The 22,812-nt window shown below is 64.9% G+C and carries 23 protein-coding genes; 9 read left to right on the top strand and 14 right to left on the bottom strand.

The window, feature by feature from the left end; all coding sequences use genetic code 11:
- Window positions 1–16: 16 nt before the first annotated feature.
- Window positions 17–547, top strand: a complete 531-nt coding sequence (locus K8M09_RS09130; RefSeq protein ID WP_160784429.1) for a DUF1003 domain-containing protein — start codon at window positions 17–19, stop codon at window positions 545–547.
- 2 nt (window positions 548–549) lie between these two features.
- Here K8M09_RS09130 and K8M09_RS09135 read toward each other — a convergent pair whose 3' ends face one another.
- From K8M09_RS09135 to rpiA, 5 genes are all read right to left on the bottom strand, one after another.
- On the bottom strand, window positions 550–948 hold the full coding sequence (locus K8M09_RS09135; protein ID WP_160784430.1) for a GFA family protein: 399 nt from the start codon (window positions 946–948) through the stop codon (window positions 550–552).
- Window positions 949–1,070: 122 nt separating this feature from the next.
- Window positions 1,071–2,444 (bottom strand): class II 3-deoxy-7-phosphoheptulonate synthase, encoded by a 1,374-nt coding sequence (locus K8M09_RS09140; RefSeq protein WP_160784431.1) that lies wholly within the window; start codon window positions 2,442–2,444, stop codon window positions 1,071–1,073.
- A 144-nt stretch (window positions 2,445–2,588) separates the two neighbouring features.
- Window positions 2,589–3,977, bottom strand: coding sequence for a glutathione-disulfide reductase (gene gor / locus K8M09_RS09145; RefSeq protein ID WP_160784432.1), 1,389 nt, complete (start codon window positions 3,975–3,977; stop codon window positions 2,589–2,591).
- Between the two features lie 162 nt (window positions 3,978–4,139).
- The gene (locus K8M09_RS09150) at window positions 4,140–4,685 is read right to left on the bottom strand and encodes a DUF2059 domain-containing protein (RefSeq protein ID WP_160784433.1); all 546 of its coding nucleotides are present in this window, start codon (window positions 4,683–4,685) and stop codon (window positions 4,140–4,142) included.
- An 18-nt stretch (window positions 4,686–4,703) separates the two neighbouring features.
- Window positions 4,704–5,402, bottom strand: coding sequence for a ribose-5-phosphate isomerase RpiA (rpiA, locus tag K8M09_RS09155; RefSeq protein WP_160784434.1), 699 nt, complete (start codon window positions 5,400–5,402; stop codon window positions 4,704–4,706).
- Between the two features lie 191 nt (window positions 5,403–5,593).
- Here rpiA and K8M09_RS09160 point away from each other — a divergent pair, with 191 nt between their 5' ends.
- Entirely contained in the window at window positions 5,594–6,268 is a 675-nt protein-coding gene (locus K8M09_RS09160; RefSeq protein ID WP_160784435.1) for an HAD family hydrolase, read from the top strand.
- Window positions 6,269–6,327: 59 nt separating this feature from the next.
- On the opposite strand, the gene K8M09_RS09165 is transcribed toward K8M09_RS09160, so the two are convergent.
- Complete coding sequence (locus tag K8M09_RS09165; RefSeq protein ID WP_160784436.1) at window positions 6,328–8,208, bottom strand: L,D-transpeptidase family protein; 1,881 nt, start codon at window positions 8,206–8,208, stop codon at window positions 6,328–6,330.
- Between the two features lie 480 nt (window positions 8,209–8,688).
- On the opposite strand from K8M09_RS09165, the gene fumC reads away from it, so the two are divergent.
- The 3 genes from fumC (at window position 8,689) to K8M09_RS09180 (ending at window position 12,342) form a co-directional block, all read left to right on the top strand.
- Window positions 8,689–10,137 carry a class II fumarate hydratase gene (gene fumC / locus K8M09_RS09170; RefSeq protein ID WP_229342257.1) on the top strand — a complete coding sequence of 483 codons (1,449 nt, stop codon included), beginning with the start codon at window positions 8,689–8,691 and terminating at the stop codon, window positions 10,135–10,137.
- Between the two features lie 167 nt (window positions 10,138–10,304).
- Window positions 10,305–11,375 (top strand): GGDEF domain-containing protein, encoded by a 1,071-nt coding sequence (locus K8M09_RS09175; protein WP_160784438.1) that lies wholly within the window; start codon window positions 10,305–10,307, stop codon window positions 11,373–11,375.
- Window positions 11,376–11,694: 319 nt separating this feature from the next.
- Window positions 11,695–12,342, top strand: coding sequence for a L,D-transpeptidase (locus K8M09_RS09180; protein WP_160784439.1), 648 nt, complete (start codon window positions 11,695–11,697; stop codon window positions 12,340–12,342).
- A gap of 5 nt (window positions 12,343–12,347) precedes the next feature.
- Here the strand turns inward: K8M09_RS09180 and K8M09_RS09185 are convergent, their stop codons facing one another.
- From K8M09_RS09185 to K8M09_RS09200, 4 genes are all read right to left on the bottom strand, one after another.
- The gene (locus K8M09_RS09185) at window positions 12,348–13,118 is read right to left on the bottom strand and encodes a M15 family metallopeptidase (protein WP_229342260.1); all 771 of its coding nucleotides are present in this window, start codon (window positions 13,116–13,118) and stop codon (window positions 12,348–12,350) included.
- Between the two features lie 13 nt (window positions 13,119–13,131).
- Window positions 13,132–13,518 carry a hypothetical protein gene (locus K8M09_RS09190; protein WP_160784441.1) on the bottom strand — a complete coding sequence of 129 codons (387 nt, stop codon included), beginning with the start codon at window positions 13,516–13,518 and terminating at the stop codon, window positions 13,132–13,134.
- Window positions 13,519–13,592: 74 nt separating this feature from the next.
- The gene (locus K8M09_RS09195) at window positions 13,593–14,201 is read right to left on the bottom strand and encodes a pyridoxamine 5'-phosphate oxidase family protein (protein WP_160784442.1); all 609 of its coding nucleotides are present in this window, start codon (window positions 14,199–14,201) and stop codon (window positions 13,593–13,595) included.
- A 72-nt stretch (window positions 14,202–14,273) separates the two neighbouring features.
- Window positions 14,274–15,182, bottom strand: coding sequence for an alpha/beta hydrolase (locus K8M09_RS09200; protein ID WP_160784443.1), 909 nt, complete (start codon window positions 15,180–15,182; stop codon window positions 14,274–14,276).
- 48 nt (window positions 15,183–15,230) lie between these two features.
- Between K8M09_RS09200 and K8M09_RS09205 the strand changes: the two genes are divergently transcribed.
- Window positions 15,231–15,704 carry a MarR family winged helix-turn-helix transcriptional regulator gene (locus K8M09_RS09205; protein ID WP_160784444.1) on the top strand — a complete coding sequence of 158 codons (474 nt, stop codon included), beginning with the start codon at window positions 15,231–15,233 and terminating at the stop codon, window positions 15,702–15,704.
- 141 nt (window positions 15,705–15,845) lie between these two features.
- On the opposite strand, the gene K8M09_RS09210 is transcribed toward K8M09_RS09205, so the two are convergent.
- From K8M09_RS09210 to K8M09_RS09225, 4 genes are all read right to left on the bottom strand, one after another.
- A complete protein-coding gene (locus K8M09_RS09210) occupies window positions 15,846–17,057 on the bottom strand; it encodes a low temperature requirement protein A (protein ID WP_160784445.1) in 1,212 nt (403 codons plus the stop codon).
- 15 nt (window positions 17,058–17,072) lie between these two features.
- On the bottom strand, window positions 17,073–17,639 hold the full coding sequence (locus tag K8M09_RS09215) for a TMEM175 family protein (protein WP_160784446.1): 567 nt from the start codon (window positions 17,637–17,639) through the stop codon (window positions 17,073–17,075).
- A gap of 71 nt (window positions 17,640–17,710) precedes the next feature.
- A complete protein-coding gene (locus tag K8M09_RS09220; protein ID WP_160784447.1) occupies window positions 17,711–19,537 on the bottom strand; it encodes a monovalent cation:proton antiporter-2 (CPA2) family protein in 1,827 nt (608 codons plus the stop codon).
- Between the two features lie 34 nt (window positions 19,538–19,571).
- The gene (locus tag K8M09_RS09225; protein ID WP_160784448.1) at window positions 19,572–19,946 is read right to left on the bottom strand and encodes a gamma-butyrobetaine hydroxylase-like domain-containing protein; all 375 of its coding nucleotides are present in this window, start codon (window positions 19,944–19,946) and stop codon (window positions 19,572–19,574) included.
- A 200-nt stretch (window positions 19,947–20,146) separates the two neighbouring features.
- Here K8M09_RS09225 and moaA point away from each other — a divergent pair, with 200 nt between their 5' ends.
- From moaA to K8M09_RS09240, 3 genes are all read left to right on the top strand, one after another.
- The gene (moaA, locus tag K8M09_RS09230; RefSeq protein WP_160784591.1) at window positions 20,147–21,133 is read left to right on the top strand and encodes a GTP 3',8-cyclase MoaA; all 987 of its coding nucleotides are present in this window, start codon (window positions 20,147–20,149) and stop codon (window positions 21,131–21,133) included.
- A 20-nt stretch (window positions 21,134–21,153) separates the two neighbouring features.
- Window positions 21,154–21,789 (top strand): DUF1176 domain-containing protein, encoded by a 636-nt coding sequence (locus K8M09_RS09235; protein WP_160784449.1) that lies wholly within the window; start codon window positions 21,154–21,156, stop codon window positions 21,787–21,789.
- An 85-nt stretch (window positions 21,790–21,874) separates the two neighbouring features.
- The gene (locus K8M09_RS09240) at window positions 21,875–22,780 is read left to right on the top strand and encodes a DMT family transporter (RefSeq protein ID WP_160784450.1); all 906 of its coding nucleotides are present in this window, start codon (window positions 21,875–21,877) and stop codon (window positions 22,778–22,780) included.
- Window positions 22,781–22,812 lie beyond the last annotated feature (32 nt).

Raw genomic sequence — 22,812 nt, forward strand, 5'->3', positions numbered from 1 at the left:
TCCGGAGCCCGGTTCCATGAAAGCCTTCGACGACGCCGCCCAGATCCTCTTCGGCAAGCCCGCCGACCAGCTCGACGAGACCGAGCGCGAGGTCCTGCTTCATTCCCGCGAGGGGCGTATCCTGTCCGAGGACAGGAACATCGCCTATCAGTCGAAGCAATCCGTCGGCGAACGCGTCGCCGACGCCATTGCCCGCGTCGGCGGCTCCTGGGGCTTCATCATCGGCTTCGTCGTCTTCCTCGTCCTCTGGACGATCGCCAACACGCTGCTGCTGGCCAAGGACGCCTTCGACCCCTACCCCTTCATCTTCCTCAATCTCGTCCTGTCCATGATCGCCGCCCTGCAGGCGCCGATCATCATGATGTCGCAGAACCGGCAGGCCGCGCGCGACCGCTTCGAGGCCTCCAAGGACTACGAAGTGAACCTGAAGGCGGAAATCGAGCTGATGGCGCTGCACCACAAGATCGACACGCATTTCCTCGACGAGATCGCCGCGCTCAAGCTGGAGGTCGTGCGCCTGCACGAGGCGCTGCGCCAGAAGGAATAGCCTTACCGGCTGTTCTGCGCGAACTGCGGCACGCCGTCGTCGATCTCGTAATAGTCGCCCTTGTCGGCGCAGAAGATGTGCATGCCGATCTTCAACCCGGTCGGCTGGTCGAAGGCGCCGGCCATGAGCGAGGTATAGTCGGAACCGTCACCCTTCCAGAAGAGCGCGGAGCCGCAGGTGCGGCAGAAGCCGCGGCTTGCCGTTTCGCTCGCCCGGTACCAGGTGACGTTGTCGCCGCCCTCCACCGTCAGGCCCTCGTCGAGCACATTGGTCGCCGCATAGAAATGCCCGGTCTGCCGGCGGCACTGGTTGCAATGGCACGCGATCACGTCCCGCAGCCGGCCGCGGGTGCGGAAGCGCACGGCGCCGCAAAGGCAGCGGCCCGAATGGTCTTCGCTCATTTTTCCTCCCAAAAGAAAACCGGGCCAGCTTCGTCAGCCGGCCCGGTCCTGTCAATTTCACAATCCTGAATGCATGTATCAGCTCCGCTAATTTACGGAGCCAAAGCATGAACGGATCGCGATCAGCCGTTCACCACCATGCGCTTTTCGTCGCGGCCACCCTTCATGCGCTCGGCAAGAAGGAAGGCGAGTTCCAGCGCTTGGTCGGCGTTGAGACGCGGGTCGCAATGGGTGTGGTAGCGGTCGGCCAGGTCGTCGCCCGAAAGCGCACGCGCGCCGCCCGTGCATTCCGTCACGTCGTTGCCGGTCATCTCGATATGGATGCCGCCCGGATGCGTGCCTTCGGCGCGGTGGATCTGGAAGAAGCTTTCGACTTCCGACAGGATCCGCTCGAAGGGACGGGTCTTGTAGTTGTTGAGCGTGATCGTGTTGCCATGCATCGGATCGCAGGACCAGACGACCTTCTTGCCTTCCCGTTCGACGGCGCGGATGAGGCGCGGCAGGTGCTCGGCAACCTTGTCGTGGCCGAAGCGGCAGATCAGCGTCAGGCGGCCGGCCTCGTTCTGCGGGTTCAGGAGATCGATCAGCTCCAGGAGGCCGTCGCCGGTCAGCGACGGGCCGCACTTGAGGCCGATCGGGTTCTTGATGCCGCGGCAATATTCGATATGCGCATGGTCGGGCTGGCGCGTACGGTCGCCGATCCAGATCATGTGGCCGGACGTCGCGTACCAGTCGCCCGAGGTCGAATCGACGCGGGTCAGCGCCTGCTCGTAGCCGAGCAGCAGCGCCTCATGGCTGGTGAAGAAATCCGTCTCGCGCAGGTTCGCGTGGTTCTCCGAGGTGATGCCGATGGCCTTCATGAAGTCCATGGTCTCGGAAATCCGGTCGGCGAGCTTGCGGTAGCGCTCGGCCTGCGGGCTATCCTTGACGAAGCCGAGCATCCACTGGTTCACGTTGTCGAGATTGGCGTAGCCGCCCATCGCGAAAGCGCGCAGCAGGTTCAGCGTCGCGGCAGACTGGCGGTAAGCCATGATCTGGCGTTCCGGGTTCGGAATGCGGGCCTCTTCGGTGAATTCGATGCCGTTGATGATATCGCCGCGATAGGACGGCAGCGAAACGTCACCCTGCTTCTCTATGCCCGAGGAGCGCGGCTTGGCGAACTGGCCGGCGATGCGACCGACCTTGACCACCGGCTGCTGGGCGCCGAAAGTCAGCACCACGGCCATCTGCAGGAAGGCGCGGAAGAAGTCGCGGATCGTGTCTGCGCCATGCTCGGCGAAGCTCTCGGCGCAATCGCCGCCCTGAAGCAGGAAGCCCTTGCCTTCGGCCACGTTCGCGAGCGCGGTCTTGAGGCGGCGTGCCTCACCGGCGAAGACGAGCGGCGGAAATTTCGCAAGGCGCTCTTCGGTCGCCGCCAGCGCGGCGAGATCTGGGTAATCCGGAACCTGCTGGATGGGCTTCTGCCTCCAACTGCTCGGCGTCCAATTCTGTGCCATTTCACTCACCTGTCCTGAAAGCGTCCGCGACCGGCGAACGCCCTTTCTTTCTGAAGATGCGGGCTTATAAACCGTTAGATGGGTCTTGCATAGCCGCAGTTCCAGTGAGCGGCTGTTCCAAATACGCCACAGTTCAGGGCCGTCTCAGACCCGCTGCCCGTTCCGCACGCGATAGCTCGGCTGGTACATGGTCACCAGCTCCTCCGCCGCCGTCGGATGCACGGCCATGGTGCGGTCGAAATCATCCTTGGTGACGCCGGCCTTCAGCGAAATACCGAGAAGCTGCGCCATCTCGCCGGCCTCATGGCCAAGGATATGCGCGCCGAGCACCTTGCGGTCCGCCGCATTGACGACGAGCTTCATGATCGTCTTCTCCTGCCGGCCCGAAAGCGTCGCCTTCATCGGGCGGAATTCGGCGCGGTAGATTTCGAGATCGCCGAACGTCTTGGCCGCCTCGTCCTCGCTGAGACCCACCGTGCCGATTTCCGGCTGCGAGAAGACGGCGGTGGCGATGAGGTCGTGGTCGGGCGAGACCGGCTTGCCGCGGAACTCCGTCTCGATGAAGCACATGGCCTCGTGGATCGCGACGGGCGTGAGCTGAACGCGGTCGGTCACGTCACCGAGCGCGAAGATTCCGGGAACGTTGGTGCGCGAATAATCGTCGACGAGGATAGCACCCCGCTCGTTTACGGCGACGCCGGCTGCCTTCAGCCCGAGGCCACCGGTATTGGGCACGCGGCCAAGCGCCAGCATGACCTGATCGACGGTCAGCGTCTCGCCCGCCTTGGTCCGCACGACGCGGCTTCCGCCCTCGCCCTCGGCAACACTGGTAATGATATCCTCGCAGACGATGCGGATACCCTTGGCGATCATGGCCGACTGCACGCCCTGGCGCATGTCGTGATCGAAGCGCGAAAGGATCTGCTTGCCGCGATAGATCAATGTCGTTTCAACGCCGAGGCCGTGGAAGATGTTGGCGAACTCGACCGCGATATAGCCGCCGCCGGAAATCAGGATAGATTTTGGCAGCGCCGGCAGATCGAAGGCCTCGTTCGAGCTGATGCAGAGTTCATGGCCGGGAAGGTCCGTATGCGGCGTCGGATGGCCGCCGACGGCGATCAGGATGCGCTCGGCCGTCACCTCCTCGCCCGTCGCCGTCAGCCGGACCCTGTTGGGGCCGGTCAGCTCGGCGCGCGTGGCAAGGATGGTCGCGCCGGAATTCTCCAGCCCCTTGCGATAGAGGCCCTCCAGACGCGTGATCTCCTTCTCCTTGGCGGCGACCAGCGCCGGCCAGTCGAAGCGCGCCTCGCCGACCTGCCAGCCGAAACCGGCCGCATCCTCGAAATACTCGGGGAACTGCGAGGCATAGACATAGAGCTTCTTCGGGACGCAGCCGCGGATGACGCAGGTGCCGCCGAAGCGGAATTCCTCGGCGATCGCCACCTTCTTGCCCATGGCAGCCGCAAGGCGCGCGCTGCGCACGCCGCCGGAGCCTCCGCCGATCACGAAGAGGTCGTAGTCGAATGTCGTCATGTCGGGGTCTCCTGCGGGCGCATCTGGCGGGATGCCCGCCGCGCGAATCCGCCGCCGGGCCATGCACATATAGGGACAGTGGGGGCAAAAGGAAAAGGCCGCGTCACCGCGGCCCCGCAAAGACAGGAAAGGCGGCCCAGGGCCGCCTTCCGCATGTCGTATTTACTGCTGCTGCGGCTGCGCTTCGCCGCCTTCGGCGGGCTTCGTCGCGCCGACCATCGCGTCGAGCTTCTTGCTGCTTTCGGTGCGCAGGTCGCGGTCCACGCCGCTCGCCCAGATTTCGGCGGCCTTCATGACTTCGCGCGTGGCGATCGGGCCATCGGCCAGGAGCTTCTTGCCGACAGCCGAGCCGTAGAAGTCTGCGATGGCCTTCAGCTCTTCCTGCGTGAAGGTCTTGGCGTAGATGGTCGCGGCTTCCTTCTCGAGGTCGGCGCGGCGCGGGGCAAGGGCCAGCGCCTGCTCGTCGACGACGGCGTTGATTTCCGCCTCGTGATTCGGCGAGGCCTGCACGAAGGTCGACTTCACGCGCATGGCGAGGCTCGGCAGGATGTTGTCGAAGCTGCTCGTCGCACCGATGGCGTCGATGGCCGAACGGGCGGTCTTGATCTGCTCGTCCGTGACTTCCTGCGCCTTGGCGACGCCGGCAAGGCCTGCCGAAACGATGAGGGTCGCCGCGAGGGTCCGGCCGAAACCAGCAAATTTGATCATGTCGGTCTGTGCTCCTGTCTATTCTTTCGCCGTCAGCGTGCGCGCACCAGCGGGTCCCGCGATGATGGCAAGCGACGCCATATTGATGAAGAGGCCGTGTTCGACGACGCCCGGTATGTCGTTGAGATTGCTTGCAAGCGCATCTGCATCAGGAATGCGGCCAAAAGATGCGTCGAGAATGTAGTGTCCACCGTCCGTCATGAAGGTGTCCGCGCCGGACATGCGCAGCGCGATTGCGCCGGAAAGGCCGAGGCGCGCGGCCACTTTCTCGATGGCGATGCGCGTGGCGACGAGACCGAACGGATTGACCTCGATCGGCAGCTTGAAGGCGCCGAGCGTCTCGACCACTTTCGTCTCGTCGGCAATCACGATCATGCGCTGCGAGGCGCCCGCGACGATCTTCTCGCGCAGCAGCGCGCCGCCGCCGCCCTTGATGAGACGCAGCTTGCCGTCCACCTCATCGGCGCCGTCGATGGTCAGGTCCAGTTCCGGCAGTTCGTCGAGCGACTTCAGCGGCACGCCGAGTTCGACGCAGAGCCGCGCCGTGCGCTCGGAGGTCGGAACGCCCTCGACCCGAAGGCCGCCGGCCACCTTTTCCGCCAGAAGCCGTACGAATTCCTCGGCGGTCGAGCCGGTGCCGATGCCGAGGCGCATGCCGTCTTCCACATGGGTGAGCGCGGCCTCGGCGGCCTTGATCTTCATTTCCCGGGCGTCCATGCCCCAAAACTCCCTGAATGATTGCAGCCGGCGCGCGAAGCAGCCGGAATTCCGGTGAGACACTTACACGCCCTGAAAGGCAAACGAAAGCCCAAAAGCCGCATCCCCGGGGACCGACAAGCCGATTGCAAATGCCGCCGGCATGGCATACCGAAGGGGTCCTCCCTTCCCCTCTCCCCGCAAGGTTCCCCATGTCCGCTTCTCTCGTTGTCTTCGATCTCGACGGTACGCTCATCGATACGGCGCACGATCTCGTGGCGAGCCTCAACCACACGATCGGCATCGAAGGCCTCGAGCCGGTCGGCTTCGGCGACCTCACCTATCTGGTCGGCCATGGCGGCCTCGTGATGATCAAGCGAGCCTTCTCGCTGCGCGGCCGGGAGATTTCCGACGAAGACCTGCAGCGCATGCTCGGCGTCTTCGTGGAGCATTATTCGAAGGCGATGCCGGGCGTATCGACACCCTATCCGGGCCTCACCGACGCCATGGACCGCCTGTCCGGCGCGGGCTACCGGCTCGCCGTCTGCACGAACAAGCTGGAAGGCCTCGCCCGCCGCCTTCTCGACGGCCTCGGCCTCACCGCGCGCTTTTCGGCCATCACCGGCGGCGACACATTCGCCGTGCGCAAGCCGGATGCCGAGCACCTGCTCGGCACCGTGCGCCTGGCCGAAGCCGATCCGGCGCGCACCGTCATGATCGGCGACAGCCTTAACGACATGCTCGTCGCCCGCAATGCCGGCATACCGTCGATCGGTGTGCCCTTCGGCTATTCCGACGTCCCGGTCGCCGATCTCGAGCCGAGCCACGTCATCGCCCATTTCGACGAGCTGACACCCGACCTCGTGGAACGCCTCATCGCCCGCTGAAATGCAAAAGGGCGCGCCTCCCGGGAGGCGCGCCCTTTCTTCTTCAGGTCACTGTCGGCTCAGCCCTGCGCCTGCCGCGCCGCGCGCGTGGCGTCGAACGCCTTGCGCATGTAGTCGTCGCGGCCATAGACGTCGTCGAAATACTCGACCGCGCCGTCCTTGTTCGGCCATGCCGTGAAATAGGTGATGTAGATCGGGATATCGGCCTTCACGGGCAGCGCCCTGTTGCCGCCGGCCGCGATCTCCTTGCCGACATCCGCCTCGCTGATGCCCAGCACCGCCGCCGCCATCTTGCGCGGCTCGGCAAGGCGCACGCAGCCATGGCTCAGCGCCCGCATGTCCTTCTTGAAGAAGCTCTTCGAAGGCGTGTCGTGCATGTAGATGGCGTGCGAATTGGGGAAGAGGATCTTCAATTCGCCCAGCGCATTGTCGCCGCTCGGCGGCTGGCGCACGGAAACGCCCGCCGTGGAGCCGTGCCAGTTGACCGAGGAGGACGGCACCGCCCGCCCGCCGACAGCCACTTCATAGCCCATGCGGTCGAGATAGGACGGGTCGTTACGCAGCTTCGGCAGCATCTCGTTGATGATGATCGACTGCGGCACGCCCCAATACGGGTTGACCTCGACGGTCTGCACGCGGTCCTCGAAGAAATAGGTCTGGTTCGACTTGGAGCCGACGACCGTGCGCATCGAGAATTTCTCGCGCCCGTCCTCATGGTAATAGACCATGAAGGCTGGCTGGTTGATGAAGACGTGGCGCGCGCCGAGATCGACCGGCAGCCAGCGCGCCTGTTCCAGCGCCACTTCGAGCTTGGCGACCTTGTCGGCAACGGAATCGCCGCCGACCAGCTTGCGGATCGAGGCCTTGCCGACGACGCCGTCCGGCTTCAGGCCGTTCTCTTTCTGGAAGGCCTCGACGAGGGCGACCAGCTCGGGCGTATATTCCGGCGTGCCCTTGTAGGTGGCGATGGCCACCGAATGATCGGTCTTCAGCGCATCCGAACCATGCTTGACGACACCCTTGACGATGTTGGCGAGTTCCGGGTTGCTCTCGCCGGGCTTGAGCAGCGTGCCCTCGGCAATGACCACGCGATCGTCGCCGCCGGTCTCGGCCCGCCGCTTCGCAAGCTCGGCCTTCAGCAGGCGGAAATCGTCGTTCAACGGCGAACGGCTTTCCAGATAGTTCCGGATGTTGCCGCTGAGCACGACGTTCTTCAGCGCTCCGACGAGGTTGACGTCCTTGCGCTTGAAATCGTGATAGCCGGAAATCCGGTTCGGATCGATGCGGCCGCGAACCGCGTCCTGGATATAGGTCGCAACGGCGGAGGACAGGGCGACCTCGAAGGTGGCCAGTTCGCTGTAGCGCTTGTTCATGTCGGCGCTGTCGAAGCTGTCCGACGGAATCTGCACCGCATAGTCCCACGGATCGAGGCCGACGGATGCGGCATCGGCGAGCACCGCGATGGCGGTCTTCGCCTTCTCGCTGATGCCCGTGCCGTCGATCCAGACGAGCTTCTTGTAATCGCCGTAGAACGTCTCGACCGCCTTGGCGGCGTCCGGCGTAGTACGCACCTCCACCGTGGCGAAAGCGGCGCGGATGCCGGCATCGCCCGCCGGCGCGACATCGGTGGAAATCGAGCTGGTCACGACAGGATCGGCCAGCTTGTCGACGGCGACGCGCTTCAGCGCATCGGCCTTGTAGGTATAGTAGCGCGGGCCGGTGACGCGCGGCAGGGGCTTGGCCTCCTGCTTCACCGTGGCGTTCGGCAGCGAAACGCCGCCGTCCACGCCGGGAAGCGGCTCGCGCACCGGCTCCTTCTTCTTGCCGCCGCGCAGGATGTCCATCAGCGTGATGGCGTTGGCGGGCGCGGCAGGCAGCGTGATGGCGGCGCAGGAAACGGCCAGCGCGGCGGCCAGCACGGCAGTCTTTGTCAGCTTCATATGTCGTAATCCATTCCCGTATGAACCGCCCGTAGCGGTCTCTGGCGGCGCCCGAACCAGCAGGCCGGTAAGTTATAGGAAAGGATGGTGAATGAAAAGGAAACGCCCCTTCCCGCCGCCCTCGCCGAACCTCACGAAACCGTTATGCCGGACCTTGAAAGGCAGGACGCGCGAGCGGGCGTAAAAATTTGAATCGACGCGGATTTTTTGCGTTCGGACAGGTTTCCCCCGCCGCCCCTCGAAAAAATCCACAAAAAATGAGCCGTCGGTTGTGATGGAAAAAGCACAGGCCCGGCGGGGCCGCCGGCGTCCCGGCGAAAGCGCCTTGCCGCGCCTAATCGATTTTAACCGAAAGTCTCGTCCGCCGAGGGGGATTCCGCCCTTGCAACCTTACCTGAGATGGGCCAGAGATTTGCGCGATTTTTCGCGCCGCGCGGCCCTTCCCTGAACGGTCCGCGCTCGCCCGGCCTGCCGCGTCCCATGCGGCGGCATCGCCGGCGGCTGGACGAAGCGCATGGGCTTAAAGCGGGAAGCAAAATGACATCGACGCGCACGGAAACGGATACATTCGGCCCCATCGAAGTGGACAACAGCCGCTATTGGGGCGCACAGGCCCAGCGCTCGCTCGGCAACTTCAAGATCGGCTGGGAAAAGCAGCCGCTGTCCGTCGTCCGCGCCCTCGGCATCGTCAAGCAGGCCGCCGCCCGCGCCAATGCGGAACTCGGCCGCCTCGACCGCAAGCTCGCCGATACGATCGTCGCCGCCGCGCAGGAAGTCATCGACGGCAAGCTCAACGACCATTTCCCGCTCGTCGTCTGGCAGACGGGTTCGGGCACCCAGTCGAACATGAACGCCAACGAGGTCATCTCCAACCGGGCCATCGAAATGCTCGGCGGCGTCATGGGCTCCAAGAAGCCGGTGCATCCGAACGACCACGTCAACATGAGCCAGTCGTCGAACGACACCTATCCGACGGCCATGCACATCGCCTGCGCCGAGCGCATCGTCCATGACCTGCTGCCCGCGCTGAAGCACCTGCACGCCGCGCTCGAAGCCAAGGTGAAGGCCTTCGACCACATCATCAAGATCGGCCGCACGCACACGCAGGACGCGACCCCGCTGACCCTCGGCCAGGAATTCTCCGGCTATGCCGCACAGGTCGCCTCCTCGATCAAGCGCATCGAACTGACGCTGCCGGGCCTTTGCGAACTTGCGCAGGGCGGCACCGCCGTCGGCACAGGCCTCAACGCGCCGGTCGGCTTTGCCGAGAAGGTCGCCAATCACATCGCGAAGATCACCGGCATCGCCTTCACGACCGCGCCGAACAAGTTCGAAGCGCTCGCCGCCCACGACTCCATGGTCTTCTCGCACGGCGCGATCAATGCGGCCGCCGCCGCGCTCTTCAAGATCGCCAACGACATCCGCTTCCTCGGCTCCGGCCCGCGCTCGGGCCTCGGCGAGCTTTCCCTGCCGGAAAACGAGCCCGGTTCGTCCATCATGCCCGGCAAGGTCAACCCGACCCAGTGCGAAGCCCTCACCCAGGTCTGCGCCCAGGTCTTCGGCAACCATGCCTCGCTAACCTTCGCCGGCAGCCAGGGCCATTTCGAGCTGAACGTCTTCAACCCGCTGATGGCCTACAACTTCCTGCAGTCGGTCCAGCTCCTCTCGGACGCCGCCATCTCCTTCACCGACAATTGCGTCGTCGGCATCGAGGCGCGCGAGGACAACATCAAGGCTGCGCTCAACCGCTCGCTGATGCTCGTCACCGCGCTCGCCCCGAAGATCGGCTACGACAACGCCGCCAAGATCGCCAAGACCGCGCACAAGAACGGCACGACGCTGCGTGAGGAGGCCGTCGGGGGCGGTTATGTCACGAACGAGGAGTTCGACGAGGTTGTACGCCCGGAAAAAATGATTATGCCGGGTTGAGGAAGATTTTCCGAATATTCCAATATGAAGGCCGCAGATCATTGGATTTGCGGCCTTTTTTCCATTCTGCTTTCCGTAACGGCAGTTACAACCGTTAATCATTCCCAAAGCATTTTCGCCTTATTTTACGGAATGGAAGCCAACGTAGGCAAGCAGGAGAAGCCGCCATGAACACGGCAGTTGCGCAGAAGGTCCAGGTGCCGGATATCGCGGCGCAGGTGACCTATGCCATGCGCATAATGAATGTTTCTCCCATCCCCCGCAATTACGAGCTGTTCTATGAGGCCTATATCGGCTCGAACCCCAAGCTGACGCGCGAACTCGCCGCCCTTGGCAACAAGGCCTCGCAGGAGGAGCTGGACGAGATCGGCGCGCAGTATTTCGGCCACCACCACGGCGCGACCTCCATCGACGGCGTCCAGTTGAAGATCGCCAGCGAGCTGGAAAGCCTGCTGCGCCTTCTCAAGCAGGAACAGACCTCGCTCGAAAGCTACAACAAGCTGCTCGACGAGACTTTCGTGCGCATCACGGCCAAGAACAGCACCAGCGTCGACATCATCAAGGGCGTCATCAACGTCCTCACGCAGGCGACCGGCGACACCATCACCCAGGGCAAGGAGATGGTGGAGAACGTCACGCAGAAGTCGCGCGAGATGGAGAACGTGCGCAAGGAGCTGGACGAGTACAAGCGCATCGCCAATACGGATTCGCTGACGCAGCTCTCCAACCGCCGCGCCTTCGACGACAGGCTCTCGGCGATCTACAATTCCACGATGTCGCGCAACGTCACCGCGCTGATCCTCGCCGACATCGACCATTTCAAGAAGATCAACGACACCTACGGCCATCCGGTCGGCGACAAGATCCTCGCCTCCGTCGGCAGCCTGATCCGCGCCCATGTGCGCAAGGATATCCTCGTGGCGCGCACCGGCGGCGAGGAATTCGCGATGATCGTCGAGGGCAATACCGAGGAAGAGGTGATGGGCATCGCCGAGCGCATCCGCGCCGCGCTGGAGAGCACGCCCTTCAAGAACTCCAAGACCGGCGTCAATTACGGCCCGATCACCATCTCGCTGGGCTTCTGCATGGCCTCCTGGGCGGAAGGCCCGGGCGAACTCTATTCCAAGGCCGATATCGCGCTCTATTGCGCCAAGAATGGCGGGCGCAACCGGGTCGTGGTCTTCGAGGACGGCATGAAGAAGGATTTCGCCAAGAGCTGGCTTATCTATCGCAAGTAAGCCCACGCGACCTGTCCCGAAACGGCGCCCCTGCGGCGCCGTTTTTGCGTTTCGGTAAGGAGCATCCCCCGGCGGCCCGCCCCGATGGAACCACGGCGCGCCTCATGCGTTTGCGCGGCAGGAGGAGCACGCCATGCAAACCGGATTTCTCGAAATGACGATGATCGCCGTCCTGATGCTGAGCAGCCTCGCCTGGATCCAGCCCTTCTGAGGCCTGTTCCCGCCGGAACATCGCGGCGCGCGGCGCTGTCCTACAACGTCCCTATCAGAACACGACGCCGGGCAGACAAGACCCGGCCCTTCAGACAGGGACAGGACAATGAAAACGCTCGCTATCGCCCTTGCCGCAGGTCTTCTCGCCACCGCCGGCGCAGCCGTCGCCGCCGACAATGCGAACGGCCGGACCGAAATCGCCTCGCTCTCCTCCTCCACGCAGAAGACCGGCTGGCTTCAGGTCCTGTCCGGCGGCAAGCCGGTGGCCTCGGAAAAGAAGGTCGCCGCCGTTTCCCGCGCCCCCATCGCCCGCGAACTCGTCGCCTTCACCGAGGAGGCCGCGCCCGGCACGATCATCGTCGATAATTCCGAGCGCCGCCTCTACCACGTGCTCGGCTCTGGCCTCGCCATGAAATACGCCGTCAGCGTCGGCCGCGAGGGCTTCATCTGGACCGGCTCGGAAAAGGTGACGCGCAAGACCGAATGGCCGACCTGGACGCCGCCGGCGGACATGCGCGCCCGCGAAGCGAAGAGAGGCAAGGTCCTGCCGGTTTCCATGAAGGGCGGCCTCGACAATCCGCTCGGCTCGCGCGCCATCTATCTCGGCTCGACCATCTACCGCATCCACGGCACCAACCAGCCGTCCTCGCTCGGCAAGGCGCAATCCTCGGGCTGCATCCGCATGGCGAACGAAGACGTCGAGCACCTCTATGCGCAGGTGACGGCCGGCACGACGGTCATCGTCAGGGATTGAGCGGATCAGCGGCAGGCCGACGCGCCTGCCGCTTTCGCTATGGCGATCAGCTCGGGACGGTATTCGAAATGCATGGTGTCGTAGTGATACCAGCGCCCGCCCCAGACGAAGCCGTACCGCTCGAAAATCTCGACGATCTCCAGCGGATATTTGTTGGCATATTTCGGCACCCTGCCCGGCTTGCCACCGGACCAGACCCAGTAATCGGCGAATTTCGTATTGAGGTCGATGGCCGCGCCGAAACTGTGGACCGACATGTTCGGCGCGCCGGAAACCTTGCGCCAGTTGAAGGTGCCGGCGGACGGGGCGAGATAGCGCTTCAGCTCCGGCTTTTCCGCAAGCGCGTCGCGCACCTTCTCCAGAGCCGCCGCCGCGCCCTGCCGCTTCGTCACGCGCAAGGTTTCGCCGAACCAGTCGACGGCAACGAGGTCGGCCGCGACCGCCTTCGCCGACTTGCCGTAAAGCCGCATCATCAGCGCATCGCTGCGGATGCGGCCCGGATCGTCATCGACCGCCGGTTTCCCGTCGCAGGCCCCGAGGGGATAGAGCTGGCGCAGGCTGTCCTCGACGTCTCCGGCAGCAAGCGCCGCCTGATGGTCCTTGGCCTTGCCGTCGTCTATTTCGAGCGGCGGCCCGCCATCGCGAAAGACGAGCCTGTTGCCCTCCACACCGGAAAGGCTTTCCGGATAGGCCCCGACCAGCAGGTCGAGACGCGCCGCAAGGTCCGGCTCGGCGGCGCCGGCCGCCGACAGACCGGCCGCCAGCGCGACCGTCACGGCAAGGCCGCGTTTAGTCCACCGAGACGTTGATATAGTCGCCATCGCCACCGCGCCAGATTTCGACATGGATACGAACGTCGCCATTCAGCAGGGCGCGCGCCGCGCGGCGCTCGATCGTACCGTTGCGGATCATGCGCTCGGCAAGCTCGCGGTTGCGGGCCGAAGCGAAGAAGTCGTCCACGTCATCCCCCGGCTGGCGGACGCCGAAGCGATGCACATTGGCGCGGTCCTGGCGGATGACCTGCCAGGGCTGCGTCAGCCGCTCGTCATAGGAATTGTAGAGGTCGTCCTGACCGATATAGGCGCTGTAGCTTTCGAGCAGCTCGTCCGCCCGGGCCGCGCCCGCCGAAATCGTCAACACCGCGGCGCAAGCCGCCGCAAAAAGTCCTGTCCGCATGTCCTGCTCCACATTCGGCCGCAGCCGTTCCCTGTCTAGACGGGCCGGCGGGGCCGGATATTCGCCCGCCCGCCTCACCACATGGTTTTTGCCGCCCGACCGGGCCATTCCCTGTCATAGGCCCGGCCATCGAAATCCTTCCGGACCGAGGCGAGCATCTGCCCCACCGTCGGCAGGAGGGAGGGATCGCGGAATTTTTCGGGATTCCAGAGATCGGCGCGCAGCACGGCCCGGGCGCATTGCGAATAGACCGCCTCGATCGACATGACGACGACCGAGCGCGGGTGCCGGCCATCCATGACGAAGCGCTGCGTGATCGCCTCGTCGATGCGCACCACCGCGCGGCCGTTGACGCGCATGCTCGTGCTGGAGCCGGGAATGAGGAACATCAGCGCCACGCGCGGATCGCGCACGATGTTGGAAAGCGAATCGATGCGGTTGTTGCCGCGCCAGTCCGGCAGCATCAGCGTGCGCTCGTCCTCGATATGGATCACCGATCCGGCATCGCCGCGCGGCGAGCAGTCCAGCCCTTCCGGCCCGACGGTGGCAAGCGCCATGAAGGGCGAGGCCTCGATCATCGTGCGGTATTCGGGCAGCAGGTAATCCGTCACCTTGATCAGCGAGGCTTCGCCCGGCTCGCCATAGAGGGCGTTCAGTTCTTCGACCGACGTGACGATGGTCATGCTCTTCTCCTGTGCGTTGCCCTGTTCCGGCGCAGCGCACCCTCGCATGCCATCCTCGGGACGGAAAGCCCGTCAGGCGGCGATGCGCCGCCCGTCCTCGGCCAGGAAATCGACGATGCGGCCGATCACCGGCTCGGCCGAAACGATCCGGCGGTGGCCGAAGCCGTTGGCCCATTCGAGCGTGACATTGGGACCGGAGGCGGCATAGCGGCGCGCGTGGCTGGCGGCCACTTCCTTGTCGTCCTCCGCATGGACGACGAGCATCGGCACATTCAGCCGCCCTGCCCCGTTCGCCGCGTCGAAGGCCGACAGCGGCGCGCCGGCGATGCGCTCGACATGGCCCTCCAGCGCGACCTGCGCCTTGGGGTCGAGCTTCAGCAGCCGGCCGAGATCCTTGAACAGCCAGGTCATCTCGCTGGGCGAGCCGATGGTGACGAGCCGGCGCGGCCGGTGGGCCGGCACCGAGGGCACGAGGCCGCTCGCCGCGCAGGCAAGCGACGCACCGCCGAAGGAATGGCCGCAGAAATAATCGAAGCCGCCGAAGCGCTGCCAGGCCGCATCGATGGCGCGCACAGCCATCGGCAGCGTCAGCGTGCGGCCGCGCGAGGCGCCGTGCCCCGGCAGGTCGAGCGCCACCACCTCATGCCCGGCGGCGACCAGCCCCTCCGTCAGGGCCGAAAGATAGGCCGCGCGCGAACCCCAGCCATGCACCACCAGAACCCGCCCGGCAAAGGCCTCGCAGGGACGCGCGGCAAAGCGGTGCGCGACGGCCGTGCCACCGGCAAAGCGCAGCTCCACGCGCTGCGCCTGCCGCATCCAGCCGTCGGAGCGGGCCAGCAGCTCCTTCTCCTTCGCCGTGCGCGGCTTGCGGCCGGGCGTGGTGGCGAAGATACGGAAGGCGGCGCGGCCGGCCGCATGGGGAGAAACCTTGGCGACGCCCGAAAGCGCGAGCCGGATGACCTTCAAGCCAAAGGATGCCATAGTGCGAATCCGCGAAAAATGTTCAATGCTGAACAATAAAGTACGACGATGAACAAAAATCAAGCCTTCCCCTGGGATCATCCGCGCTTTCGAAGCTGGATCGGCGTGGCGCGCGCCTGCCAGCTCATGCAGCAGGCGATGACCAGGGCGATTGCGGACCTCGACATCAAGACGCCGCATCTCGACATCCTGATCAATCTCTACCGCTTCGACGGCATTTCCCAGCAGGAGCTGGCCCACAAGCTGCTCGTCGGCCGCTCGAATATGAGCATGCTGCTGCCGCAACTGGAAAAGCGCGGCCTGATCGAGCGCCGACCGGATACGAAGGACAAGCGCGTGCTGCGCCTTTCCCTGACCGAGACCGGCCGCGACCTCACCATGCAGGCCATGCACATCCAGACCGGCATGATCGAGCGCATCATGTCGCAGACACCCGCCGACCGTTGCCTTCAGGTGGCCGAGGCGATGGAGGATATCATCCATATCCTCCAGACGATGGAGACAAGCGAGGACGAGGCCTAGGGCCAATCGACATTCAGTTCAGGCTGAGCCGAAAAGGGTGCTTTTGCGGGACCCGGCGCGCAGCGTACTTTCGGTACGTGAGCACCGGAAGCCCGCAAAAGCGCCATTTGCAGGCCGGCATGGGCTGAATGTCGATTGGCCCTAGACGACCGCGACATCGTCCGCCTGCGTCGATTTCAGCGACAGGAACTCCCAGACGGCGACGCCGAACAGCACCACGGCGGCCGCCATGAAGAGCTGATAGGGCTCGACGACAGGCGCGACCAGCGACAGCGCCAGCAGCGCGCCGACGCCGACGAGATGCGACAGCGGCGAGCGGCCACGGATCGCCGCCTTGAACCAGATATTGCCGAGCAGGAAGACGACCGGCCCGCCGATGATGGCGCTCGCCGTCTTGAAGTCGACATGGCCGTGCGGATGGGCGAGCGCGAATTCCTCCGCCACCGCCGAAAGCACGATACCCGCGACGATGGGGATATGGGCATAGGTGAAGGCCATGCGGGCGATGCGCCCCGGCGTCGCCGAATGCTCGATCAGATGCGCCGCCTCGCCATGGCCGAAGCGGAAGTAGATCCACCACATGGTCGCCGTCGAGAGAAAGGCGACGGCCAGGAGCAGGATGGTGAAGCCGTCGAGCAGTTCCATCGCCGCGACGGTCCGCCCGGTGACGAGGATCGTCTCGCCGAGGCAGATGATGACGAAGAGCGCGCAACGCTCCGCCATATGCTCGCCGGAGACCTGCCAGTCGCTCACCGTCGAGCGCCCGAGGCCCGGCACCGCGAAGCCGAGCGCAGGCGACGCATATTCTATGCCGAGGGCGAGAAGCCAGAGCGCCAGCCGCGCCTCATGCTCGACGAAAGCGCCGGCGATCCAGAACACCGCGGAAAATACGGTCCAGACGGTGATGCGGGTAAAGTTCCGGCTGTTCTCCGGCCAGTCCCGCCGCATCGCATAGGCCGTGAAGGCCGAGCGGCCGATCTGCATGGCGACATAGGTAAGCGCGAAGAGCAGCCCGCCCGTGCCGAAAGCCGTCGGAATGGCGATGGAGAGCATCAGGCCGAGGAACATCAGCACGAAGAGCAGGAGGCGCACCGGCGCCTTGTCCGGGTCCAGCCAGTTCGTCGCCCAGGTCGTGTAGATCCACACCCACCAGACGGCCAGCATCAGCATCGCCGCCTCCACCAGGCCGAGCGGCGAATAATGGGCGGCCAGCGCATGGGAAAGCTGGATGATCGTCAGCACGAAGATGAGATCGAAGAACAGTTCGGCGAAGGCAACCTTGCCCTCGCTGGCGGTTCCCCGTGCGCGCAGGAACGCGGACTGGGCGAAACGGTCGTCGTTCGTCGCCGTCATGGCGGATCCTTTCGGTTACAGGCGTTCGAGCCGCCGGTCGGGCACGATCCAGAGCAGCGCGACGGCGGCATAGATGAGATGGGAAATCACCGGCGAGACGAAAGCAAGCCCGATTGCCGCAAGATAGAAGAGCGGCGAGAAGCGCCCCTTGAAATCCCGTCCGAGCGCCTCGCGCACCCGCTCGGCATCCGGATGCACGGCAACGATGCGGACCTGCAATATCTCGTAGGCGATGGCCGAGAGCAGCAGGATCGCCCCGTAGAGCGCCGTGGGGATGGCCGCTGCCGGATTGTTGCCCATCCAGGCGGTCACGAAGGGAATGAGCGACATCCAGAACAGCAGATGCATGTTCGCCCAAAGCACGCTGCCGCTGGCATTGTCGCACACCGTCAGCAGGTGATGATGGTTGTTCCAGTAGATCGCGACATAGACGAAGCTGAGCAGATAGCCGAGAAAGACCGGCATCAGCGGCAGCAGCGCCGCGAATGTCGGCTCCTTCGGCACCGTCAGTTGCAGCACCATGATCGTGATGATGATGGCGATCACGCCATCGCTGAAGGCTTCCAGACGTCCCTTGTTCATGCGCGCCTCATGTCCTTTTTCATTAGACATGCCGCATGTTGCGCTGAGTCGCTACAGCAGATTGCGTAACGTCAATTCGCGCCTTCCTCGGCGTGGCGCTGGCGCTCCTCCTCCGCCGCCGCCCGCACCCGCCCGGTGCGTGCCGCCACTATGTCGGCGGGCTGGGCATTGCCGCGGATGAGCTGGCGACCGGCATAGATGCCGCCGACCGTTTCGAGCGCGAAGCGCTCGCGATCGGTATCGCGGAATTCGTCCACGACCTCGCTCGCAAGCTCCTCGTCCTCGCCGAGCGCCTTCAGCGTCTCGCGGCTGAAGAGCATGGCGGATTCGAAGGTCTCGCGGATCTGGAAATCGACGCCCGCATGCACGAGGTCGATGGCATGGCCGCGGTCATAGGCGCGGGCGAGGAGCGGCACGAGCGGGAATTCCTCATGCACGACCTCGGCGATCTTCACCGCCGCGTCCTTGTCGTCGATGCAGATGAGGATGGCCTTCGCCGTCGCCGCGCCCGCCGCATGCAGGATGTCGATGCGCGAGCCGTCGCCGTAATAGACCTTGAAGCCGAATTCCGAGGCGTCGCGCACGAATTCCGCATCCTTGTCGATCAGCGACAGCGTATAGCCGCGCGCCAGCAGCGGCTGGCTGACGATCTGGCCGAAGCGGCCGAAGCCGATCATCAGCACCGTGCCCTCGACATTTTCCGGCAGCGTCAGCCCCTCGACGGAAACCTGCGGCTTGGGCGCGAGGCGGTCGTGCAGCATGACCATCAGCGGCGTCAGGACCATGGAAATGATGATCGTCGCCGTCAGGATGGCGTTCTGCTCGCCATTGAGGATGCCGGCGGCAACGGCGGCGGCATAGAGCACGAAGGCGAATTCGCCGCCCTGCGCCATCAGCACCGCCCGCTCCAGACTTTCGCCATGGCAGGTGCCGACAAGGCGCGCGACGATGTAGATGATCACGGTCTTGGCGATCATGTAGCCGATGACGCTCGCCACGACGAGCTTCCAGTTGGCGGCGATCACCGTCAGGTCGATCGCCATACCGACGCCGAGGAAGAAGAGGCCGAGCAGGATGCCGCGAAACGGCTCGATATCGGCCTCGAGCTGGTGGCGGAATGCGGATTCGGAAAGCAGCACGCCGGCAAGGAACGCGCCCATGGCCATAGAGAGGCCCGAGACCTGCATGGCGAGCGCCGAGCCGAGCACCACCAGCAGCGCCGCCGCCGTCATCACCTCGCGCGCGCCGGAAGCGGCCAGCACCCGGAACAGCGGGTTGAGCAGGTAGCGCCCCGCCAGAACCAGCGCGAAGACGGCGCCGATGGCGATGCCGATCGCCATCCAGCGCTCCGACGCATCCGTCGCCGCCGCGCCCGTGCCGAGCAGCGTGACGATGGCGAGCAGCGGCACGATCGCAAGGTCCTCGAAGAGCAGGATCGCGATGATGCGCTGGCCCTTGAGCGTCGAGAGCGTGCCGCGCTCCTGCAGCATCTGCATGACGATGGCGGTGGAGGTCAGCACGAAGCCGGTGCCGGCGACGAAGGAGGGAATCAGCGGGAAGCCGAAGGAAAGCCCGATGCCCGTCAACGCCGCCATGGCGGCAAGCACCTGCAAGGCCCCGAGGCCGAAAATGTCCTTGCGCATGCCCCAGAGTTTCGAGGGCTGCATTTCGAGGCCGATGATGAAGAGGAACATCACGACGCCGAGTTCGGCGACATGGATGATCGCCTGCGGCTCGGCAAAGAAACCGAAGCCGAAGGGACCGATCGCCAGCCCCGCCGCCAGATAGCCGAGCACCGAGCCGAGGCCGATCTTCTTGAAGACCGGCACCGCTGCGACACCCGCCGCCAGCAGCACCACGACCTGGGTCAGATCGTTTGCGTTCGCTTCCGCCGCCAAGGGCCTCTCCCGTTTCCTGAATGGATGGCCGGCGTTATCGCGGCTTTTCCGAAATATCGCGGCTCATGCCCTTCTCCGCAAGCACGCGCTCGTAGTCCGCGAAGAGGTCTGCGCCTTTTTCCCCGAGTTCCCGCAGATAGGACCAGGTGTAGATGCCGGTATCGTGAAAGTCGTCGAAGCCGATGCGCACGGCGTAATTGCCCGTCGGCGTCATGGAGATGATCGCGACGTTGCGCTTGCCCGGCACCGTCACCTCCTGCCCCGGCCCATGGCCCTTCACCTCGGCGGAGGGCGAAAGCACGCGCAGCATCTCGGCGGAAAGGTCGAAGCTCGCGCCGTCGTTGAAGGTGACGACGAGGCGCTGGCGATCCTTGGAAACGCGCAGTTCGGTGGGCCAGAAGTCGCTCATGCCGGATCCTTTTCCCTTGGATTTCGCGAAGGACTATGCCGCAAGCGGGGGATGTGCAAGGCTGAAAATGCTGTCATAATCCTTCCATCGGCTTGACGGCGCGCCCCCGGCGCACGACATGTCGGTAAGGAGGAAGCCGCTTGAACTCGTATGCAGGACCCTGGAATGGCGCGAACCCGGTCGCGCAGTCCCAAGCCCCGATGATCGACCCCTTCGGGCGCGCCGTCACCTATCTGCGCGTCTCCGTTACGGACCGCTGCGATTTCCGCTGTACTTACTGCATGGCGGAGAACATGACGTTCCTGCCGAAGAAGGACCTCCTGACGCTCGAAGAGCTGAGCCGGCTCTGTTCCGCCTTTATCGCCAAGGGCGTGCGCAAACTGCGCCTGACGGGCGGCGAACCCCTCGTGCGCAAGAACATCATGCATCTCGTGCGCGAACTCGGCGCGCATGTGCATGACGGCCGCCTCGACGAACTCACGCTGACGACCAACGGCTCGCAGCTTTCCAAGCACGCCGCCGAGCTTGCCGATTGCGGCGTTCGCCGCATCAACGTCTCCCTCGACACGCTCGATCCGGAAAAATTCAGGACGATCACCCGCTGGGGCGAACTCTCCAAGGTCATGGAGGGCATCGACGCCGCACAGGCGGCCGGCCTCAAGATCAAGATCAACGCCGTGGCGCTGAAGGACTTCAACGACCACGAAATCCCCGACCTGATGCGCTGGGCGCACGGCCGCGGCATGGACCTCACCCTTATCGAAACCATGCCGATGGGCGAGATCGAGGAAGACCGCACCGACCGCTATCTTCCGCTCTCGGAAATGCGTGCCCGCCTTGCCGAGCAGTTCACGCTCACCGAAAACGCCTACCGAACCGGCGGCCCCGCACGCTACGTGACGGTCGAGGAGACCGGCGGCCGTCTCGGCCTCATCACGCCGATGACGCATAATTTCTGCGAAAGCTGCAATCGCGTCCGCCTCACCTGCACCGGAACGCTCTATATGTGTCTCGGCCAGAACGACGCGGCCGACCTGCGCCTGCCGCTGCGCGCCTCCGATGACGACGCCCTGCTCTCGCAGGCGATAGACGAGGCCATCGGCCGCAAGCCGAAGGGCCACGACTTCATCATCGACCGGCGTAACCGCCCGGCCGTCGCCCGCCACATGAGCGTCACGGGCGGCTGATCCGTCGAAGCGAGGTTCCGGTGAAAATCCTCCTTGCCGCCCTTCTCTGCGCCGCCCTGCCCGCGACCAGCTTCGCCGCCGACCGGCCGGAGGGCATCGAGGCCGCCGAGACGCTGGTGAAAACCGCCTTCGGCACGGACTGCGACATGAACGGCATGGAAGAAGTCCCCATGGCCGAGCCGGACGGCGAGAACTACGGCCACTCGGTCTACCGCTTCTCCTACAAGCCGGACTACAACCCCGACGGCGAGCCGGTCGAGGCCGTCCTCTACCAGCTCTTCTGCGGCTCCGGCGCCTACAACATCCGCCACGCCTTCGTGCTGAAGAAGAGCGACGAGGAGACGCTGAAGCTCGTCGCCTTCGCCACGCCCGACCTCGACTATGCCTATGCGGACGAGGAAATGAGCAGGCTGAAGGCCGATCCGAAGGTTCGCGGCTTCCGCGCCACGGGCCTGCTCGTCAATGCCGGCTTCGACGAAAAGACGCGCACCATCACCAGCCACGCCGCCTGGCGCGGCATCGGCGACGCCTGGGACAGCGGCGAATGGCTGTTCCGCAACGGCGACTTCATCCTGACCCGTTTCGAGGTCGATCCCACCTACGGCGACCCGGACCCGGCGGCCGAAAGCTATGTCGTCTACGAGGCGGGGAAATAGCCCAGCGAGCGCGCCTTGTCGGCTGCCCGGTGGAAAATGCCGCCCATCGGGCCTATGAGGGGCGGAAAACGCTTGGAATCACCCCATGAACCCCAATTCGAACGGCCGGGGCGCGATCTACATGGCGGTCGGCATGGCCGCCTTCACCTGTAACGACGCCCTCGTCAAATCCGTCACCCACGCCATGAACACGGGGCAGATCCTGTTCCTGCGCGGGCTGATGACGAGCGTGCTCGTGCTTCTCATCGCAAAATGGATGGGCGCGCTCGGCTCCTGGCGGATCGTGCTGGAGCCGGCCGTCGCGCTGCGCCTGGTCTCGGAAGTCTTCGCCTCGCTCGCCTATGTCTCCGCCCTCGGCGCCATGCCGCTCGCCAACACCTCGGCGATTCTTCAGGCCCTGCCGCTCGCCGTCACGCTCGGCGCAGCGCTCTTCCTCGGCGAAGAAGTCGGCTGGCGGCGCTGGCTTGCCATCGCAGCGGGCTTTGCCGGTGTGCTGATCGTCATCCGCCCCGGCCCGGAAGGCTTTTCCATGGCGGCGATCTACGTCATCGCCTCGGTCATCGGCGCGGCGGCGCGCGATCTTGCCACGCGCAGGATCCGCAGCGACGTCCCCTCGATCTTCGTCAGCGCCGTCACGGCCGTGGTCATCACCCTGGTCGGCGGCGTGCTCGTCGTGCCGATGGGCGGCTGGCAGCCGGTGCAGCCGGATGTCCTGGCGCGGCTGGCAATGGCGAGCGCGCTGCTGCTCGTCGGCTACCAGACGCTCGTCACCGCCATGCGCACCGGCGAAATCTCCTTCATCGCCCCCTTCCGCTATACCAGTCTCATCTGGGCCATCGCCATCGGCTTCCTGTTCTTCGGCGAAGTGCCGGACTTCTGGATGACGGTCGGCGTCGCGGTCATCGTCGCCTCCGGCCTCTACACCTTCTACCGCGAGAACCTGCGCCGCACGAAGGCCGTGGCGCAGCGCTCGAAACCCGAATCCCCGTGACATTCTCCTCCCTTGCCGCCGCCGCCCGGACC

The sequence above is a fragment of the Shinella zoogloeoides genome, from assembly GCF_020883495.1.
Lineage (GTDB): Bacteria > Pseudomonadota > Alphaproteobacteria > Rhizobiales > Rhizobiaceae > Shinella > Shinella zoogloeoides.

Excerpts from the sequence above, each read along its gene's own strand:
- K8M09_RS09240 (WP_160784450.1), top strand. The coding sequence starts at position 21,875 with ATGAACCCCAATTCGAACGGCCGGGGCGCGATCTACATGGCGGTCGGC.
- K8M09_RS09165 (WP_160784436.1), bottom strand. The coding sequence starts at position 8,208 with ATGAAGCTGACAAAGACTGCCGTGCTGGCCGCCGCGCTGGCCGTTTCC.
- fumC (WP_229342257.1), top strand. The coding sequence starts at position 8,689 with ATGCGGCGGCATCGCCGGCGGCTGGACGAAGCGCATGGGCTTAAAGCG.
- gor (WP_160784432.1), bottom strand. The coding sequence starts at position 3,977 with ATGACGACATTCGACTACGACCTCTTCGTGATCGGCGGAGGCTCCGGC.
- K8M09_RS09175 (WP_160784438.1), top strand. The coding sequence starts at position 10,305 with ATGAACACGGCAGTTGCGCAGAAGGTCCAGGTGCCGGATATCGCGGCG.
- K8M09_RS09160 (WP_160784435.1), top strand. The coding sequence starts at position 5,594 with ATGTCCGCTTCTCTCGTTGTCTTCGATCTCGACGGTACGCTCATCGAT.
- K8M09_RS09200 (WP_160784443.1), bottom strand. The coding sequence starts at position 15,182 with ATGGCATCCTTTGGCTTGAAGGTCATCCGGCTCGCGCTTTCGGGCGTC.
- K8M09_RS09210 (WP_160784445.1), bottom strand. The coding sequence starts at position 17,057 with ATGACGGCGACGAACGACGACCGTTTCGCCCAGTCCGCGTTCCTGCGC.
- K8M09_RS09180 (WP_160784439.1), top strand. The coding sequence starts at position 11,695 with ATGAAAACGCTCGCTATCGCCCTTGCCGCAGGTCTTCTCGCCACCGCC.
- K8M09_RS09225 (WP_160784448.1), bottom strand. The coding sequence starts at position 19,946 with ATGAGCGACTTCTGGCCCACCGAACTGCGCGTTTCCAAGGATCGCCAG.
- K8M09_RS09190 (WP_160784441.1), bottom strand. The coding sequence starts at position 13,518 with ATGCGGACAGGACTTTTTGCGGCGGCTTGCGCCGCGGTGTTGACGATT.
- K8M09_RS09205 (WP_160784444.1), top strand. The coding sequence starts at position 15,231 with ATGAACAAAAATCAAGCCTTCCCCTGGGATCATCCGCGCTTTCGAAGC.
- moaA (WP_160784591.1), top strand. The coding sequence starts at position 20,147 with ATGATCGACCCCTTCGGGCGCGCCGTCACCTATCTGCGCGTCTCCGTT.
- rpiA (WP_160784434.1), bottom strand. The coding sequence starts at position 5,402 with ATGGACGCCCGGGAAATGAAGATCAAGGCCGCCGAGGCCGCGCTCACC.
- K8M09_RS09195 (WP_160784442.1), bottom strand. The coding sequence starts at position 14,201 with ATGACCATCGTCACGTCGGTCGAAGAACTGAACGCCCTCTATGGCGAG.
- K8M09_RS09140 (WP_160784431.1), bottom strand. The coding sequence starts at position 2,444 with ATGGCACAGAATTGGACGCCGAGCAGTTGGAGGCAGAAGCCCATCCAG.
- K8M09_RS09130 (WP_160784429.1), top strand. The coding sequence starts at position 17 with ATGAAAGCCTTCGACGACGCCGCCCAGATCCTCTTCGGCAAGCCCGCC.
- K8M09_RS09150 (WP_160784433.1), bottom strand. The coding sequence starts at position 4,685 with ATGATCAAATTTGCTGGTTTCGGCCGGACCCTCGCGGCGACCCTCATC.
- K8M09_RS09215 (WP_160784446.1), bottom strand. The coding sequence starts at position 17,639 with ATGAACAAGGGACGTCTGGAAGCCTTCAGCGATGGCGTGATCGCCATC.
- K8M09_RS09135 (WP_160784430.1), bottom strand. The coding sequence starts at position 948 with ATGAGCGAAGACCATTCGGGCCGCTGCCTTTGCGGCGCCGTGCGCTTC.